The organism is Deltaproteobacteria bacterium (genome assembly GCA_009692615.1).
Classification (GTDB): domain Bacteria; phylum Desulfobacterota; class Binatia; order UBA9968; family UBA9968; genus DP-20.
This window is the reverse complement of sequence record SHYW01000027.1, coordinates 13,433-27,716: the sequence shown is the minus strand read 5'-3', so window position 1 is coordinate 27,716 and position 14,284 is coordinate 13,433. Positions and strand designations below refer to the sequence as shown.

Here is a 14,284-nt window from a genome sequence, read left to right as displayed (position 1 = left end):
GAACCTTCGTGTCCTTCGTGGTGAACTCTTAAAAATTTCAACCCAGGGTTGCGCGCGGAGAATTATGAGAGTCGAGAATAGCGCAGTCGTAGTTGTCGGCGGCGGCAGCGCCGCCTTTGAAGCGGCGGTGGCAGCAAAGCAAAGCGGTGCGCGCCAAGTCGTCATATTGGAAAAAGCGCCCGAGCCGGAGTTCGGTGGCAACGCGCGTTTCTCGCACACCGGATTTCGCTTTGCCTATTCCGGCGCAGCGGAAATTCGCGGCTTTATGCCCAACATGAGCGCTGGCGAGATCGACCGATTGCACTTGCCCGGCTATACGCCGGCGGATTTCACCGCCGATCTCATGCGTGTGACGCGCGGGCGGATCGACAAAAAACTCGCTGAAGTCTTGGTTAACGAATCCAACGTCGCCGTCCACTGGATGGATGAACTCGGCATGCAGTGGGAACCTGCCGGCCATGTGGAGATCGCCGGCAAACATTATTTTGAGCCTGGTATCGTCATCCATCCCACCGGCGGCATCGGCGGCGGCATCAGCCAGCTCAATCAATGGCGCGATATCGCCACGCGCATGGGGGTGGCGATTCGCTACGAGTCGCGGGTGCGCGAGCTGCTCGGCAACGATCGCCATGTCGAAGGCGTGCGTGTCTCCGACCCCAGAGAAGAATATGAGATTCGCGCTGGCGCGACGATTCTCTGCGCCGGTGGTTTTCAAGCCAATCCGGAAATGCGCGCGCGTTATCTCGGCGCCAACGCCGACTTGATGAAGGTGCGCGGCAGCCGTCACGATACCGGTGAAGTGCTGCAAATGGCCCTGGCACTGGGCTGCAAAGCTTCGGGCCACTGGCAGGGCGCCCACGCGACTCCCATCGACGCAACTTTCGGCGACGTCGAGTTGAGCAACAAAGCCAACCGCTACGGCTATACTTTCGGCATCACGGTGAATTCACTCGGCCAGCGTTTCTTCGACGAAGGCGAAGCGCATATCTCCTACACCTACGCCAAGACCGGCTGGGCTGTATTGATGGAGCCGGGCGGCGTTGCCTATCAGATTTTCGACCAGCGCGGCGCAGCGTTGCAAGATGCCAGCTATTATCAATTCGCCGCGCCGCTGGAAGCGCCGACCATTGAAGAGCTTGCGTGCAAGATCGGCATCGAACCGGCGGTGCTGCGCCACACGGTCAGCGAATTCAATAAAGCGGTGCGTGACGATATTCCGTTCGATGCCTCGAAAACCGATGGCCGCTGCACCGAGGGCATCGCGCCGCGAAAATCCAATTGGGCCGAGCGCATCGATGAGCCGCCTTTTCAAGCGTTCCCAGTGACCGGCGGTATCACTTTTACTTTCGGCGGCATCGAGATCAACGGCGACGCCCAGGTGGTTAATGCCAGCGGCAATCCGATCCGTGGCTTGTTCGCTTCAGGCGATATCATCGGTTTGTTCTTCCATAACTATCCATCCTGCACCGGGCAGACCCGCAATGTGGTGTTTTCGCGCTTGGCCGGCAGGCACGCCGCGGCGCAGGGATTGTAGATGTGCTGCGCTCTCGCCTGGGGGATATGAATCGATCAAGGAGAGTTAACTATGAACATTAATAAAAATGTTCTCCATTTTCTTATTGTCGCAGGGTTTTTTATCGCCTCATTGTCCCTCGCTGGAGCGCAGGGGAGCGTGATGATCGAAGCGGCCAAGAAGGAAGGACAGTTAGCGTTCTACGCGACCATGGAGTTGCAGCTGTCCAACAAACTCGCTGGGCTATTCGAGAAAAAGTATCCGTTCATCAAAACCAATTTCATTCGCCTTGGCTCAGAGCGGCTGGCCGCTAGAGTCACAGCCGAAGCACAAGCCAAGAGCGTGCAAGCGGATGTGATTTCCGAATCGGAGATGGATTTTTACGGCCTGTTTAAAAAGGGTTTCATCGATCGTTACGAATCGCCGGAGCGAGTGGCGTTTAAACCGGAGTATAAAGATGAAAAGGGGTTCTGGACAATAGCCAGTGAAACCCTCTCGGTTCTCGCCTACAATTCCAATCTGGTCAAAACTGCGGATGTGCCCAAAAGTTTTGCTGATCTCACATCACCCAAGTGGAAGGGCAAGATGTTGATCGACGAGAATGAAAGCAAATGGATGGCCGGTGTGATGACGGTGTGGAAGGAAGATCCAACGGCGGAGTTCCTGCGCAAGCTCGCAGAGCAAGATATTAAAGTCATCGGCGGCCACTCGCAGATGCATACGCTGGTGGCGGCGGGCGAAGCATCGATCATCGTGGTCTCTCTGGTCCATGGCCTGGAACAAAAGAAACGTGAAGGGGCGCCGGTGGAATGGATTGCGCTCGATCCGTTGATTAGCCGTCAGTTCGCGCTGGCGCTGGCCAAGGGCGCGCCCCACCCTAACGCCGCTAAGCTCTACATTGATTTTATGCTCTCCAAAGAAGCTCAGCAGGAAATCGCCAATTACGGCTACACCATCGGGCGCAAAGATGTGGATTCTTACGTGCTCAAAAAACTTCCCCAAGGTATGAAGATCGTGCCGGTGCGGCCGGAGATGGGTGAGCGTTACAACGAATACTTCAAACTGTATCGCAAGCTGATGAAGCTCGACTAGCGAGCGCAGCGGCTTCAGTCGCCGCTACGCTCTCCAAGTGCGGGATTAAATCAGGCAAAATGGCAGTGGCTTCATATCGGTCCAGGCCGTTTGCACCACGAACAGGGTTGCGCCGTTTGGGCTCGCAATCGCCGGATAGCTTTGATTGGCCGGGAAGTACATGCATGAGACCGCATCATATTGCCTCTCGCCGTAAATAATTTCGCCGTCGAGCACGAAGCGCACTTGTTGAAACGGTGCGGTGTTCGACGGCAACGTCGCCCCGGGTTCCAGTTTGACCAGCTTGATATTCGGGCCGACTTCGTTGAAATAACCCAGATGTTTGACTGAAACGCCCGGCCGGTCTTCGAGCGGAAGCCAGGTATGATGGTTTGAGTGCATTACGATGTAGTTCTTGTAACGGGGGGATGGGTAATCGACCGGTTTGCCGGTCAAGTGTCTAATGATCGCCTCGTAGCTATCTTGTCTGCGCCCGTCGGGGAAGCGGTAGACACCTTTTTCGATGGTTGCGATCTTGGACAATTCTTCAGTGGCGCGCATGATGTCGTAGGAATGCTGGTACGGTCGGCGCGACGGTCCGGGAAATTGCAAGTTGATTCTGACGTTTTCGTCGCAACCCTCGGCGGTGAATGTCGGCCCGTAGCGACAGTTTTCAGGAATATATATACAATCACCGAGACCTAGCACTTCTTTGCCGTAATTCTCCCCGCCCTTCGGGAAAAATCGCACTTGGTCGAAATCATGGCGATGACGCGGGTTCATGCGTTCCCGGCTAAAGACTGACATGCTGGCACTGAAGGCGATGCCTCTCTCATTATCGAAGAAGCCATAACGCCGGCTCCCAGGTAATCTGCCGCCTCCCCTGTGTGTGTACGTTCTGCCAGAGGCTTCATCCTCTGAAATAATCATGGCGCCGACAATTGGCCCGTACATGCCGGGGCTGTCCTTTTTAGGAGCGTCGGGAACGTCTGCGATCGTTTCTAATTTTGCCATCGTATCTCCTCATAGAAGAGTTTCGCTAAACCACCACCCGATCTAGCTATCACTCTTTAACATTTCTGAGAATTTGATGTCAAATCTTTCGACGGTGCGATAAGCGAAGCTTGGTCAAAGCACGCTATCATTGGTGTTTGTTCCTTGAAGCTATGCTCTGTGTTATGTTTCCGCTGAGGTTCAGCCATGGCATCGGGGACAATTTTGAGGAGAGAACGGCGATGATGCTTAGAGCACTTTCAGTTTTTATTTTACTCACTGCGGTTGCGGCAAAAGCCAATGCCGCCACACCTGCTAATCAATTACTCATCACTTTCGGCAGCCTCAGCGAGCGCGAAACCGCGATCTTCGTTGCTAAGGATCATGGCCTCTTCGCCAAACATGGGTTGGACGTGCGCGCGGTGCATGTGCGCAACGGCGCCGTCGCGCTGTCGGCGTTGGTAAGCGGCGAAGCACAGTTTTATATGGGCGCGGCCACCGGCTCGACGCTCGGCGCCATTGCTAGCGGCATGGACGCGGTGTTTGTCACCAGCTTGATTCACACCTTGGAAGGCACGTTCGTGGTCCAACCGAAGATCAAAACCACGGCGGAACTAAGAGGTAAGAATATTGGCGTCACGAGTCTTGGCGGCGGCGTGTGGATGCGCTCCATGCTCGCCTTCGAGCACTGGGGATTGGAGCCCCAGCGCGACAAGATTGACTTTCGCGTCGTTGGCGATGAGTCGCTCTTAGCCCAGGCGCTGCCCAACAAAGTCATCGACGGCGCTTATTTTAATTATACCTTTGCGTCAGTGCTTGAACGCCAGGGTTTCCGTGTGCTCGCTGACCTTGCCAAACTCAATATCCCCTATCAAAACACCGCGCTCCTGGGACTGCGGAAATACGTCAATGGCTCACCCGATGTGACCGAGCGCATGATCCGGGCGATGTCCGATGCCGTCGCTTTTACCCTGGATCCGAAAAACAAGGAACGCGTGCTGCAAAGTATGGTCAAGGGACTGCGTCTCCCCCGCGCTGAAGATGCCGTTGGTGGTTACGAACGGCTCGGCAGTATGTACCAGCGGCGCATCTTCCCCAATGTCGATGGCATTCGTTCGACGATTCGCTTCCTCGGTCCCAGCAACGAAAAGATTCGCGCTTTGAATCCGGAGGATTTGGTCGATGACCGGTTCGTCAAGAAGCTGGAACAGGAAGGGCGGTTTTAGATTCATGAAATGGTTTCCGTCATTGATTTCTTTGGCTTCCAGGTCTTGCGCTCTGGTGTTCGCTTTGGTTCTGCTTTGTCTGCCAGGGCCTTTGTTTGCCCAAGCCGCAAAGGCCGCTCAAACGATTCGCTTCGGTGTTGCCGGCATCAGCGGCAGCAACTCCCATCCGTTTGTCAGCAAGCAGCTTGGGTTGTTCAACAAGCATAACGTCGACGTCGAGCTGGTCGCTTTTCAGGGCGGCACGCAGTTGGTGCAGGCGATGTTGTCGGGGGAGATGCCGTTGGGGTTGATCGATGGGCCGCCGATCTTGGCGGCGAATCTCGGCGGCGCCAACCTGGTGTTTATCGCCGGCAACGTCAATACGTTTCCATACAACATCGTGTCCAAGAGCGAGATTCGCAGCGCCCAGGACTTGAAGGGCAAGAAGATCGGCATCAGCCGATTCGGCTCGGCGTCGGATACTTCGACGCGGTTGACCTTGGAGCGCGAGCAGCTGCGGCCCGACAAAGACGTGACGATTCTGCAGATCGGCGGGCAGAGCGAACGCTTTGCCGCGCTGCGGGCGGGCGCCATCGATGCGACCATCGTCAGTCCGCCGTTCAATCTAGTGGCGCGGCGGCTGGGCTTCCGCGATCTGATCGATATTTCCGAAACCGGCATCGCCTATCCGCATCTCCATGTCGCGGCGCGGCGCGAATTCATCGAACGCTATCCCGACGCGGTAACTCGATTCCTGAAAGGCTTCATCGAGGGTACCAGCTACTGGAAAGATCCGGCGAAGAAGGAACTGATCACCGGCGCTGTGGCGAGATTTTTGAAACTCGACCGCGACAAGGACCGCGAACAGCTTGACGAAACCTTTCGCTACTACGGCAAGATTTTCCCGGCTCGGCCTTATCCCAGCGCCGAGGGCATGGAGTACGCGCTGGAAGTTCTAAAGAGAAGCCGTCCGGACGCGAAAAATCTTCGCGCCCGCGATTACATCTCGAACCGCTTCATCGACGAGTTGGACAAAGACGGTTTTCTGGCTCAGCTGTTTCGCGGCCAGTAAGCCGTCGGTTATTTTTTCTGCTTCGCTTTTGCCAGCGCAATAGCGAACAGCCCGGTCGGTTGCGGCGCGCGGTTCTGCGGACGATTGCCTTGCGGCAGTTGTGCCTTGCCGATGCCAGCGGGGCGAGTTGCTGTGAAATTAGCGGCGAAAAGTTCAACCGTCGTGCCGAGCGCCGAACAGAAAATGAAACAATTGCGCCGATGCCTTCGTTCCTCTAGAGTCACACCTTGATCGACAGAGTGTCGTCATGTTGCCTCGTAGGGTGAATAATCCGGGCTATCAGGCTCATTAACTCAGGATGCGGGAAGAACCCATGAAGATGATCATGCGAATGTTCGTGCTGTGCTTGCTGTTTTTCGCCAGCGCGTCGCCGTCCAGTGCCGCGGTGCCATCGAACCAGCTGCTGATTACCTTCGGCAGCCTGAGCGAGCGCGAGACTGTGTTGTTCGTCGCCCAGGATTACGGAATTTTTTCCAAGCATGGCTTGGACGTTCGCCCGGTGCATGTGCGCAACGGCGCGGTAGCGTTGTCCGCGCTGGCGAGCGGCGAAGCGCAATTTTACATGGGCGCCGCCACCGGCTCCACGCTCGGCGCCATCGCCAGCGGTATGGACGCGGTGTTCGTGACTAGTTTAATTCATAAATTGGAAGGCACCTTCGTCGTCATACCGGCAGTCAAAACGCCGGCGGATTTAAAAGGCAAAAGCATCGGCGTCACCAGCATCGGCGGCGGCGTCTGGATGCGCTCCATGCTCGCCTTCGAATACTGGGGGCTCGAACCCCAGCGCGATAAAATCAATCTGCGCGTGGTCGGCGACGAATCGTTGTTGGCCCAAGCGCTGCCCAACAAAGTCATCGACGGCGCCTATTTCAACTACACGTTCGCGTCGGTGCTCGAACGCCAAGGCTTTCGCGTCCTCGCCGATCTCGCCAAACTCAACATCCCCTATCAGAACACCGCTCTGTTGGCCCAGCGGAAATATTTGAGCAGCGCACCGGAGATGGTCGAGAGATTATTGCGCGCCATGTCGGACTCGGTCAATTTCGTGCTCGAGCCGAAGAACAAGGCGCTGGTGCTGAAGAGCATCGCCAAAGGGCTGCGTCTGACGCGCGCCGAGGATGCGCTCGGCGGCTACGAGCGGCTCGGCAACATGTATCAGAGAAGAATTTTCCCCAACGTCGACGGCATTCGCTCGACCATCCGCTTTCTCGGCGCCAGCAACGACAAGATTCGCGCCTTGAAAGCCGAAGAGTTGGTCGACGAACGGTTTGTCAAGAAACTGGAACTCGAAGGACGCTTTTAGCTCAACCTGAGGAAGTCAATATGAACAAATATTTTCAAACTTTTTTCCCAAGCTTTGTCATCGTCGTGCTGACATTCATCTTTAGCGCGCAGCCCCACTCGCTGTTCGCGCAAGTGCCAAGCGCGGCGATGAAAATAGGCGTCATCGGTTCCGGCAACATCGGCGGCTCCGTCGGCGGCTTTTGGGTCAAGGCCGGTCATCAGGTGATGTTCTCGTCGCGCCATCCCGAAGAGTTGAAGCCGCTCATCGACGGGCTCGGACCGTTGGCACGCGCCGGCACGGTGAAAGATGCTCTAACCTTCGGCGATGTGTTTTTAATTGGCGTCCCCTACGGCGCGATTCCCCAGCTCGGTAAAGATTACGCCAAAGAATTCGCTGGTAAGATCGTCGTCGACGCTTCCAACGCCGTGTTGGCGCGCGACGGTGAAGCCGGCAAAGAAGCGCGAGAGGTCGGCGTCGGCATCACGACGGCAAAATATATAGCCGGCGCGCGCATAGTGCGCGCCTTCAACACCATGGGCGTGCGCCGCCTCGCCGACAACGCCAAACGACCGGGCGAGCCCATGGCGATTCCCATCGCCAGCGACGATCAAGAGGCATTGAAAATCGCCGCGAAACTAGTGCGCGACGCCGGCTTCGAGCCGGTGGTCATCGGTTCCCTCGAACGCTCGAAGTTTTTCGCCCAAGGCGGACCGTTATACGGCCAAGAAATTTCCGCCCGTGAAATGCAAGAACGGTTGAAGACATTCAAGTGAACAGCCGCGAGTTGAAATCTCCACAGCGCCATCGCCCGCGTGCTTGAAGTAAAGACATATTCTCCCGCGCGCTTGGACGAGTGCGTCGAAATGCTCGCCAACGCCTTCGTCACCAACCCGCTCCACTTATCGGCCTTCGGCGCCGGGCGCACGGATCAAGGCCGTCTGTTTTTTCGCATCGGCCTGCGCCACATGTTTTTCGGCCAAGCCTACGTCGCACTGATCGACGGCACGGTGGGCGGCTACATGCACTTCAACGCCGCGCCCGATTGTCTGCCGCTGCCCGAAGAGATTCCCCTCGCCGCGGCGACCACGCTCAGGCCGCTGGGCGAAGCGATTCCAAAAGTCATCCGCTGGTACAGCCGCTGGTGCCATCTCGATCCCGCCGAACCGCACATCCACCTCGGTCCCATCGGCGTCGATCCGCAACGACAACGCCAAGGCATCGGCAGCGCCTTGATGGCGCGCTACATTGAACATCTCGACCAAGAAAAAACCGCCGGCTATCTTGAGACCGATAAACCCGAGAACGTCCAGTTCTACAAAACATTCGGTTTCACCGTAAAGCACGAGGAAGAAATCATCGGCACCCCGACCTGGACCATGTGGCGGGCGATCACGAAATGAGTAATTGTTAAATATGTCGCATCGAAGCGGATCTGATCGTGCCTCACCGCACGCCAAATATCTCGCGATACAGTTTACTATACCGCTCGAAATCTCGGCCTAAGAAATCCGGCGTGAGGACTTTGGTCTTGGGTGTTCCCAGCACTGTGTATTTTTGTTTGGTGCCGGCGCGCACCGGGCTGCGCACTAGGTCGATGCCGATAAACGTTTGCCCTTCCTCGGACAGCGCCCAGTCGATGAACAATGCCGCGGCGTGGGGATGGGGCGATTTTTTCGCTAGTAGCAAACCCTGGGCTTTCGACACCACCGGCTGAATGAATTCGATCGCCACCGGCGCGCCGCGGTCGGCCATCAAGAGCGGACGTTGGGCGTGGGACCAGGGATGGAGATCGACTTCGCCAGCGGCGAGCAGTTGAGCTTGCAGCGTGTGGCCGTTGCGCAGCACCGGTTCTTGCTTCGCCAGGCGGCGAAAATATTCGAGCCCCGGCTTTTCACCCCAGCTGTCGAGCAGCCCAGCGAAGATGTCGGCGTCATCCGTGTCGAGGGACATCTTGCCGCCCTTCCAGCGCGGCGACAACAAGTCTTGATAGTTCTTCGGTAGCTCGGATTCTTTGACGCGATTTTTATTATAGGCAAGGGCAACGACCAGGTATTGATACGCATGCCAGAGATTTTTCCCGTCGCGAAATTCCGGCCGCACGGTTTCAATCTCCGTGGAGCGATAGGGATCGATGTAGCCGGCGCGAATCAGCTCGGCCGACGGCCCGGCGGAAATCTCGATGACATCGGCTTCGAACTTGCTGCCGCGCGCTTCGGTGACGACTTTGTTAAACAGCCCCGAGCCGTTGCCGCGGTAATGGCCGATGGTGAGATACGAATGCGCTTGGCGAAACTTTTCCAGCATCGGCGCCGCGGCATCGACGCCCAAGGTACCGTAGAAAACGAAACGGCCTTCTTTCTTGGCGCCGTCGATCAACCGCGCGCGCTTGTCGGATTTCCCCAGCGTCTCGTAGGTCTTTAAAATATCGCCGGCGGATTGCGCCGCGACGGTAGTAACGTTGAGTAACGCGATCAGTAAACCGAACCATGCGATGGATGATTTCATAAAGCGTCCGTATGAATTTAGTGTGGCTCTACCGGCTTTAGTATCGATATGCATGCCGTTCAATTTATCTTGCTCACCACGAAGAGCACGAAGGACACGAAGGGTTGGATGATTAAGACTCCGGACTTCGTGCTCTTCGTGTCCTTCGTGGTGAAAACATCTTCACGGTAAAACCTGAAAAACCTTAATTGTACGGATTCAAATCGTCGCGGCCGCGCCGGTAGCGGCGCGCCGACTCGTTGGGATCGCGATTGACCATCACGCGGCGATACATCGGATGATGCAAACTGCGCACTTCATGCTCGACGAGAAAAATCGCCTGATCGTTGGTCGGGTCGACCAGTTGTTTGAAGCGAAATTGATGATTGCGCACCTCTTCGCTGATTAGGCCGCGGTGTTTGAGAAAATCGTAGGGACGAGAAAACTTTGATACGTAAATCGCGATGTGGTGGCCGTCATAGTCGGGCCACGGTTCGTTGGATTCTCGAAAGACCAGCGCTTGATGGCGGCCGATTTTCACCCGCGCGACCGCACCCGCATCGCTGGTTTCCACTTTTGCCGGCGCCATCAACACTTGATCGTAAAAACGCGCGATCGCCGCGGCGCGATCGCGCTCGACGAGAAACTCGACGTTGGGAATGCCCAGCGCCATGTCGCCAAAGCTTGGGCTGGCGGCGTGGCAACGAAAACGATTTCCCCACGGGCAAGTGACGGCGATATGATCGGCCTGCGCCGACCAAGAGAATTTCGTCTGAGCCAGCGGCTCTTCCACTGAAGCCAAGCGCTCTTTGAGAGAATCGAGGTCCGGCAGGACGACACCGATGTGACCATGCAGGACCTGCGTCGGCCGGATCGGCAAATGAAACTGCTGCTCGCCGGCATTGGCCCACATGTTGCGCACGCCGATGTTGAAATAGGGATCGCGAGTCAAACCGAGGCCGACCATGTAAAAGAGCGTCGCCAACGCTTGGTCGGGAACCTGCAAGTTGACATGTTCCAACAACACGATGTTGCCGACATCTTCATTCGCATATTCCAACATAGTTTCCCAAAAAAAAATTAAATAGCGCCGCCATTCACTCCCGATAGCGCGCCGCCATCTGGGCAAGAAATCCGCTGTCTTCGAGTTTGCGCAAGATCGAACCGTCCATCAGATTGGCTGGGTTGACGTCGTTGAGTTTGGGATTTTGCATCGCCATCAGCCGCTGCATGTTTTTCAATCCATCGATGGACGGATAGGGTTTGGTATCGAGCTCCTTGGCCAATTCACCGTAGCCTTCCTCGGCTGACGTCGGATCGGAGAGTTTTAGATGACTCATGATCGATTTGACGGTCAAAGCTTTGTTGCTCTGCGCCAGAGCAAAGAATTCCCCTTCGATCAGCGCTTTGGCGACATTCTCGATCATCGCTGGGTTTTTTTCCAAATGACTCTTGCGCGTGACGATGCCGGTGGCCGCCATGGCGGGGTAGACGTCGGTCAAAATGGCAAACCCTTTTTGCTGTAGGCTCGGAATATAAGTCCGTGAAGTGAATACCGCCGCGTCGATCACCTGGGTTTCCAGCGCGCGGACGGTGACGGTTTGGTCGCCGATGACGAGCAGACGAATTTTGTCGCGCGCCACGTCGACGCCGAGCTGCTCGAGGGCAAGGATGACGTACATCCAGATGGTCCCACCAATGCTCTGCACGCCGATCCGCTTGCCGGCCAAGTCAGCGGCTTTCTTGATATCCGATCGGACCAATAGATAGCCTCTGCCGCGGGTGACGAGGTTGGCGATCATTTTAAGTTCCACGCCCGCCAGCGCGGCTTGCAGCACGGTGGTGCCGCCGGTGTAGCCGACATCGAGATCGCCGGCGGCGAGGCCGGCGGTGAGCATTTGGTTATTGCGTACCAGCACGGTCTGCGCGCGGATGCCGTACTTGCCGAAGAAATCCAAATCCTGCGCCACCCACAGCGGCGCGACGCGCGGGCTCGGACTGGGATAAGCGATGGTTACCCGCGTCGGCGCGCTAGCGCCGTGGCTAAACGGAATATCGCCAAGCGGCGCGGCGAGTGCGCAGGCAACTAGCAAAAATAGCCAAAGCGAAAAAATTTTCCTCGAAGTGGCAAGCGGTAACATAAGCACCCCCTAGCGAGATTGAGCGGCGCGGCACTCGAACTGTTGGAGTGCATATCAATGTTGGATCAAGAACGAAAGTGGCGCTTGGCGCGGCACGAAAAACCGACCTCGGCCTTAGGTAATGGTTCAGTAAGATTACGGTGTCGGTACATGGAGTGAGCAAGATTTCTCGCTGGGCTCGAAATGACAAATTGCGAACGGTGGTCATCCCGAACGAAGTGAGGGATCTCGCCAGGCTGAACCACTACCCGGCCTTATGCATCCTGGCTCTTTGTGGTAAGGACAAGCGATGTTGGAAGTTTCCACCAAGACAACGGCGCGGCGCGTGCCTTTCGCGTTTCCCTTTTACTACGGCTGGTTCATCATCGCGCTCAGCTTTCTCGCCTACCTGGCGGCGTCGGCGGTGCGCTCGGCGCCGTCCGTGCTGATCCATCCATTGGAGAAAGAATTCGGTTGGGGCCGCACGGCGATCTCCGCGGCGGCGAGTTTGAATCTTCTGACCTATGGTTTCATGGCGCCGGTGGGCGGTTGGTTGCTCGACCGTTACGGTGCTCGGCGGGTCGTGATCGGTTGTCTCTCGACTATCGCACTCGGCGTCACCGGCACGGTATTCGTCCGCGAGCTCTGGCAATTCATTCTCCTCTGGGGCGTCGTGCTCGGCATCGCCACCGGCGTGACGCCGGCGTTGTCGGCGAGCGTGGCCAGCCGTTGGTTCATCGCCCGGCGCGGCTTGGCGTTGGGCATTCTCACCAACGCTAACGCCACTGGCCAAGTTATTTTTCTGCCGATCCTCATGTCACTGATTTTATCCCATGGCTGGCGGCCGGCGATGATGTTGATTGTCGGCACTGCGTTGTTGCTGCTCCCGGCGATATGGCTCTGGCTGCGCGATTATCCTGGCGAACTGGGTCTCGAACCTTACACAGATGCCACGACCACCGCCGAGCAACGCACTCAGGCGCGCGCCGCGCCGCGCGCTTTCTCGATTGCCACTTTCGGCGACGCGATTAAGACGCCGACGTTCTGGTTGTTGAGCGGTAGTTTTTTTATCTGCGGCATGACGTCGAACGGTCTAGTCGGTACGCACATGATCCCGCACGCCATCGAGCGCGGTATCCCGGAGGTGACGGCGGCCACCGCGCTCGGCATCATGGGCGTGGCGAGTTTTATCGGTACGACCTTCGCCGGCTGGCTCTGCGATCGCATGGACGCGCGCAAGGTATTGTCGGCGGCGTATTTGTTTCGCGGCCTATCGCTTTTCGTTCTGCCCTACGTGACCGACGCCGCGGGTCTTTTCGTCTTCGCGGTTTTGTACGGCCTCGACTGGTTCGCCACCGGACCGTCGACCGTCGCGTTGATCGCCAAACATTTTGGCCAAGACCGGGTCGGCGTGATCTTCGGCTTGGTTTTCGTGTCGCACCAAATCGGCAGTGCCATCGCCGCCCTCGGCGCCGGCTGGCTCTACAGCCATTTCGGCGAGTACTATTATGCTTTTTTGACCGGCGCGGTGATGGGTTTACTGGCGGCCGGCATGGCGCTGATGATTCGTCGGGATCGAGATGCCGCGCCCGTCCTTCCGGTGAGCGCCGAAGCGGCGCGCGCGTAGGCCCGCTGCGCTGGCAATTTCAAATTACAAATCTCAGATTGCAAAATTTCCAGAGCCTGTTTTTTGCTCCGGTCACTCGCGATAGCGCGCTTGATTATCGCCGACGCCGATATCGCCCTGACAGATCTCGCCGCGTTTGCGATAGCTTTTTCATCGTAAAAAAGATCTATCTTGATGGCGAGCTATGTCCATGAAGAGAATTTACCACTGCTCTCGAACCGACGGAACTGCCGGCTGGTCTCACCCGCGACGAGCTTTTGGCAAAATTGAATGGCCGCACCAAGGGCACCACCGGTCTCGTCGGCCTGTTCAAGAACCCGTACAATTGATCGCGTGATTCGAGCCTCGCACATTCAATAGCGTGAATGCGCGCGCTTGGCGTTTGACGCTCACACCGCTTTGTAAGGGAACCGTTTCAACTTCGTGGTGTTCTTGCCTTCGATGCGCAGCAACCCCGTGGCCGCGGTGCGTTTGGGCGAGTGCACGTCGCCTTCGTGATAAATATGCGCCATGCCCGGTTTGAGCATGTACACTTGGCCGCGCCGGACTTTTCCCGGCTTACCTTCAGCGGCGGCTTCAATAACTTCCCAGTCGCTCATTTGGGTTTCGCCCCAAGCCTGGCCGTAGATCGCCCAGGAGCTGCCGTGATCGTGGGGATTGGCCTCTTTGGCCTCGCGGTTGACGTGGGCGCAGACGCAAAATCCGAGATCGGCGTCTTCGTAGATCACCTGGCGGTCGGGCGTGTTGTCGTTGACGTAAGCGGCGACGAACTTTTCGTCTTTGAGCGCTTCCTGGACCAGGTTTTTAACCTGCTCGCGACCGGTGCGGCCCGGGTCCGCTTTGAGTATCCCCTGTATCTCCGAGGCAAACGATTCGAGCGTGTAAGCCATAACGAATCTCCTTCCTAAGTCAGC

Annotated in this window: 13 protein-coding genes; 8 read left to right on the top strand and 5 right to left on the bottom strand. The window is 57.0% G+C overall.

The annotated features are described in order from the left end of the window. Window positions 1-64 precede the first annotated feature (64 nt). Together tcuA and EXR70_08780 are read left to right on the top strand one after the other, a co-directional pair. Window positions 65-1,534 (top strand): FAD-dependent tricarballylate dehydrogenase TcuA, encoded by a 1,470-nt coding sequence (gene tcuA, locus EXR70_08785; GenBank protein MSP38570.1) that lies wholly within the window; start codon window positions 65-67, stop codon window positions 1,532-1,534. A gap of 51 nt (window positions 1,535-1,585) precedes the next feature. Continuing rightward, a complete protein-coding gene (locus EXR70_08780) occupies window positions 1,586-2,605 on the top strand; it encodes an extracellular solute-binding protein (protein ID MSP38569.1) in 1,020 nt (339 codons plus the stop codon). 45 nt (window positions 2,606-2,650) lie between these two features. On the opposite strand, the gene EXR70_08775 is transcribed toward EXR70_08780, so the two are convergent. Continuing rightward, on the bottom strand, window positions 2,651-3,598 hold the full coding sequence (locus EXR70_08775; protein ID MSP38568.1) for a hypothetical protein: 948 nt from the start codon (window positions 3,596-3,598) through the stop codon (window positions 2,651-2,653). Window positions 3,599-3,750: 152 nt separating this feature from the next. On the opposite strand from EXR70_08775, the gene EXR70_08770 reads away from it, so the two are divergent. The 5 genes from EXR70_08770 to EXR70_08750 all read left to right on the top strand — a co-directional run bounded on the left by EXR70_08770 (window position 3,751) and on the right by EXR70_08750 (window position 8,539). After that, window positions 3,751-4,803 (top strand): ABC transporter substrate-binding protein, encoded by a 1,053-nt coding sequence (locus EXR70_08770; protein ID MSP38567.1) that lies wholly within the window; start codon window positions 3,751-3,753, stop codon window positions 4,801-4,803. Next, the gene (locus tag EXR70_08765) at window positions 4,760-5,854 is read left to right on the top strand and encodes an ABC transporter substrate-binding protein (GenBank protein ID MSP38566.1); all 1,095 of its coding nucleotides are present in this window, start codon (window positions 4,760-4,762) and stop codon (window positions 5,852-5,854) included. Before EXR70_08770 ends, EXR70_08765 begins: the two co-directional genes overlap by 44 nt. 298 nt (window positions 5,855-6,152) lie before the next feature. After that, the gene (locus tag EXR70_08760) at window positions 6,153-7,157 is read left to right on the top strand and encodes an ABC transporter substrate-binding protein (GenBank protein MSP38565.1); all 1,005 of its coding nucleotides are present in this window, start codon (window positions 6,153-6,155) and stop codon (window positions 7,155-7,157) included. Window positions 7,158-7,285: 128 nt separating this feature from the next. Next, window positions 7,286-7,912, top strand: coding sequence for an NADP oxidoreductase (locus tag EXR70_08755; protein ID MSP38564.1), 627 nt, complete (start codon window positions 7,286-7,288; stop codon window positions 7,910-7,912). A gap of 90 nt (window positions 7,913-8,002) precedes the next feature. Then, complete coding sequence (locus EXR70_08750) at window positions 8,003-8,539, top strand: N-acetyltransferase (GenBank protein ID MSP38563.1); 537 nt, start codon at window positions 8,003-8,005, stop codon at window positions 8,537-8,539. A gap of 43 nt (window positions 8,540-8,582) precedes the next feature. Here the strand turns inward: EXR70_08750 and EXR70_08745 are convergent, their stop codons facing one another. From EXR70_08745 to EXR70_08735, 3 genes are all read right to left on the bottom strand, one after another. After that, on the bottom strand, window positions 8,583-9,707 hold the full coding sequence (locus EXR70_08745) for an extracellular solute-binding protein (GenBank protein ID MSP38562.1): 1,125 nt from the start codon (window positions 9,705-9,707) through the stop codon (window positions 8,583-8,585). Between the two features lie 121 nt (window positions 9,708-9,828). Continuing rightward, on the bottom strand, window positions 9,829-10,686 hold the full coding sequence (locus EXR70_08740) for a hypothetical protein (protein ID MSP38561.1): 858 nt from the start codon (window positions 10,684-10,686) through the stop codon (window positions 9,829-9,831). 34 nt (window positions 10,687-10,720) lie between these two features. Continuing rightward, window positions 10,721-11,764 (bottom strand): hypothetical protein, encoded by a 1,044-nt coding sequence (locus tag EXR70_08735; protein ID MSP38560.1) that lies wholly within the window; start codon window positions 11,762-11,764, stop codon window positions 10,721-10,723. Window positions 11,765-12,053: 289 nt separating this feature from the next. On the opposite strand from EXR70_08735, the gene EXR70_08730 reads away from it, so the two are divergent. Then, window positions 12,054-13,370 (top strand): MFS transporter, encoded by a 1,317-nt coding sequence (locus tag EXR70_08730; protein ID MSP38559.1) that lies wholly within the window; start codon window positions 12,054-12,056, stop codon window positions 13,368-13,370. Between the two features lie 389 nt (window positions 13,371-13,759). Here the strand turns inward: EXR70_08730 and EXR70_08725 are convergent, their stop codons facing one another. Next, window positions 13,760-14,260, bottom strand: a complete 501-nt coding sequence (locus EXR70_08725; GenBank protein ID MSP38558.1) for a hypothetical protein — start codon at window positions 14,258-14,260, stop codon at window positions 13,760-13,762. Window positions 14,261-14,284: the final 24 nt, after the last annotated feature.

Excerpts from the sequence above, each read along its gene's own strand:
- EXR70_08760 (MSP38565.1), top strand. The coding sequence starts at position 6,153 with ATGCGGGAAGAACCCATGAAGATGATCATGCGAATGTTCGTGCTGTGC.
- EXR70_08750 (MSP38563.1), top strand. The coding sequence starts at position 8,003 with ATGCTCGCCAACGCCTTCGTCACCAACCCGCTCCACTTATCGGCCTTC.
- EXR70_08780 (MSP38569.1), top strand. The coding sequence starts at position 1,586 with ATGAACATTAATAAAAATGTTCTCCATTTTCTTATTGTCGCAGGGTTT.
- EXR70_08775 (MSP38568.1), bottom strand. The coding sequence starts at position 3,598 with ATGGCAAAATTAGAAACGATCGCAGACGTTCCCGACGCTCCTAAAAAG.
- EXR70_08725 (MSP38558.1), bottom strand. The coding sequence starts at position 14,260 with ATGGCTTACACGCTCGAATCGTTTGCCTCGGAGATACAGGGGATACTC.
- EXR70_08755 (MSP38564.1), top strand. The coding sequence starts at position 7,286 with ATGAAAATAGGCGTCATCGGTTCCGGCAACATCGGCGGCTCCGTCGGC.
- EXR70_08770 (MSP38567.1), top strand. The coding sequence starts at position 3,751 with ATGCTCTGTGTTATGTTTCCGCTGAGGTTCAGCCATGGCATCGGGGAC.
- EXR70_08740 (MSP38561.1), bottom strand. The coding sequence starts at position 10,686 with ATGTTGGAATATGCGAATGAAGATGTCGGCAACATCGTGTTGTTGGAA.
- EXR70_08735 (MSP38560.1), bottom strand. The coding sequence starts at position 11,764 with ATGTTACCGCTTGCCACTTCGAGGAAAATTTTTTCGCTTTGGCTATTT.
- tcuA (MSP38570.1), top strand. The coding sequence starts at position 65 with ATGAGAGTCGAGAATAGCGCAGTCGTAGTTGTCGGCGGCGGCAGCGCC.
- EXR70_08730 (MSP38559.1), top strand. The coding sequence starts at position 12,054 with ATGTTGGAAGTTTCCACCAAGACAACGGCGCGGCGCGTGCCTTTCGCG.
- EXR70_08765 (MSP38566.1), top strand. The coding sequence starts at position 4,760 with ATGACCGGTTCGTCAAGAAGCTGGAACAGGAAGGGCGGTTTTAGATTC.